The organism is Mesorhizobium sp. M7A.F.Ca.AU.001.01.1.1 (genome assembly GCF_004022735.1).
Taxonomy (GTDB): Bacteria; Pseudomonadota; Alphaproteobacteria; order Rhizobiales; family Rhizobiaceae; genus Mesorhizobium; species Mesorhizobium ciceri.
The window spans coordinates 1-1,537 of sequence record NZ_RZPF01001042.1 but is presented as its reverse complement, the minus strand read 5'-3'; the positions used below and the strand labels follow the sequence as shown (position 1 = coordinate 1,537).

The 1,537-nt window shown below is 63.2% G+C and carries 2 protein-coding genes and 1 pseudogene; all 3 read left to right on the top strand.

Annotated elements, in window-relative coordinates; all coding sequences use genetic code 11:
• The coding region (locus EN884_RS35540; protein WP_164895409.1) for a helix-turn-helix transcriptional regulator at positions 1 to 388 on the top strand (388 nt) is incomplete at its 5' end.
• A 130-nt stretch (positions 389 to 518) separates the two neighbouring features.
• Positions 519 to 1,220 (top strand): nitroreductase family protein, encoded by a 702-nt coding sequence (locus tag EN884_RS35535; protein ID WP_027163551.1) that lies wholly within the window; start codon positions 519 to 521, stop codon positions 1,218 to 1,220.
• Positions 1,221 to 1,376: 156 nt separating this feature from the next.
• Positions 1,377 to 1,537: pseudogene (locus tag EN884_RS35530) on the top strand (NADP-dependent oxidoreductase); the annotation flags it as partial.

The window sequence follows — 1,537 nt, the reverse complement described above, 5'->3', positions numbered from 1 at the left end:
GGTACTGCGCGCGGCGAGCCAATCCGGGAAAGCCCCCGAAGGCTTGTTGGCCCTGGCTGGCCATCCGCGGCTGGCACCAGCAATTGCGGCAATGTTCGCCGATGCGGCACGGCCTTGGAAACTGCCCGATCTGGCCGATTTGTGCGGGGTGTCGCGCGCTACGTTCATGCGCCAGTTTCAGGACAAGCTGGGTCGCTCCGCCCTCGATTTTTTGACTGATCTGCGCATGAGCCTGGCCGCCAACGAGTTGAAGAAGCCAGCCATCAGCGCCGAGGCCGTGGCCGAGACCGTCGGGTATCAATCCGTTTCGGCATTCCGGCATGTCTTCGCCGAAAGGATGGGGATGACGCCGGGGGAGTGGCGGCGACTGGCGCACAAGGGCGAGTAACGCACACGGTCTGGGATCGCGAAGGCGCAGTTTGATCCTTTCGCGCATCATACTGAGCTGAATCAGTCTCGAAATAATCACTCGTCCTCGTAAATTGGGCTCCGCAATCACTTGATAAGGGAGCCATCCAATGAACTGCATCGCCACCACCGGACCCGCAACCCGCGTAGCCGCCGAGATCTTCGGGGAGAGCGGGAAGAGCGAAAACGCTTTCGCCACGAACGCCGTCATCGAAACGATCCTGAGCCGCAGTGCCGCAAAGTACTACGACCCTGCTGCCACCTTGAGCGACGACCAGATCCGCGACCTGGTGCGTATCGGCACGTCCGCGCCAACCTCCTTCCACCTGCAGAACTGGCGTTTCATCGCCGTACGCTCGCCGGAAGCCAAGGCCCGGCTGCGTCCGATCGCCTGGAATCAGCCCGCGATCACCGACGCGGCCGTGACCTTCATCATCATCGGCCAGCTGGCCGATGCCAGCACCGTTCCAGCCCGCTTGGCACCCGTGGTGAAAGCCGGCATCATGCCGGCGCACCTGGTGCCGGAGTGGGAAATCCCCGCTCGCGGTCTGTATGACGATCAGCCGCAGCGCCAGCGCGACGAAGCCGTGCGCTCCGCGACCTTTGGCGCCGCGGCGATCATCTACATGGCCCGGTCGCTGGGCCTGGGTTCGACGCCGATGATTGGTTTCGACGCTGAAGCCGTGCACCGCGAGTTCGGCCTGGCCGAAGACGAAGTGCCGGTCATGCTGTTGACCGTCGGACCGGAGCGAGCTGGCAACTGGCCGCAGAAGCCGCGCATGCCGGTGGCCGATGTGCTGGACTTCGCATAACGAAAATCCTGGAATCGCGGGCGCGCGAGAGCTCCGAGGAACCCAGGCAGGGACCTCAAGGTCGTCGTGGAGGACGCGAAGCCGACGCGTGAAAGCTCGAAAGAGCTGCCACGCCCGCTAATTACCCCAACACAAATGTCTGAGGAGACAATTCCCATGAAAGCGATCGTAGTGACGGACCAGGCTGCAGGAGAGGCCGGGATGAAGCTGGTACAGCGGCCCGAGCCGCGGGCGGCAATAAACGATGTTGTTGTGGAGGTTCATGCGGCGGGATTCGTCAACACCGAACTGGAGCGGCCTTCGACCTGGGCCGATCG

Coding starts and splice junctions, on each gene's coding strand:
- EN884_RS35535 (WP_027163551.1), top strand. CDS start 519: ATGAACTGCATCGCCACCACCGGACCCGCAACCCGCGTAGCCGCCGAG.